The following is a 524-nucleotide window of genomic DNA, read 5'->3' as shown; positions in this document are numbered from 1 at the left end:
ATCCCCTGAACGATCGGCGTAAAGTTGCGCCTGGAGTTGGGCAACATCTGCATATCGCGATATAAGCGCACCCCGCGAAAGCGCACGGTGTCGAAAATATCGCCTGATGTGTACATATCCCCGGCGCGAAGCGTACTCTCTATCTCGCCGAAGCCTCTCTCCAGATAAAGCGTGTTACTTTTCCACTCACCGGCGCCAGAATCATTGTTGTTATAGCTGGCGTCAGAGTGCAGTTGCCATCCCAATAGATTTAAACCGCTGGTAAAACGGGCAAAGGTACTTTTGTTATTCCCGGCGCTTTTATAATCGCTGTAATACTGACTGGCATAATAGGACGTATAGAAGGCATTGACCCCGCGGTCCCAGCTTTCCGGGGAAGCATAGCCTGCTTCCAGTTCATTAACAAAAGCCTGCGGGACAGTGAGCGCGAGGGTCAGGGTGGAGATATCAAAATGATATTTCCCCCCCTGCACAGCCTCGCGTAGCGTGATGCATTGCGCCTGGTTCTTATTGTCCAGCCCCTC

General features: G+C 52.1%; 1 protein-coding gene. It reads right to left on the bottom strand.

Annotated elements, in window-relative coordinates; translation table 11 throughout:
• The coding region (locus CWM53_RS28150; protein WP_165785143.1) for a fimbria/pilus outer membrane usher protein at positions 1-524 on the bottom strand (524 nt) is incomplete at both ends.

The sequence above is a fragment of the Klebsiella sp. A-Nf5 genome, assembly GCF_002810545.1.
Classification (GTDB): Bacteria; Pseudomonadota; Gammaproteobacteria; order Enterobacterales; family Enterobacteriaceae; genus Klebsiella; species Klebsiella variicola.
This window is presented reverse-complemented; position numbering and strand designations above follow the sequence as displayed.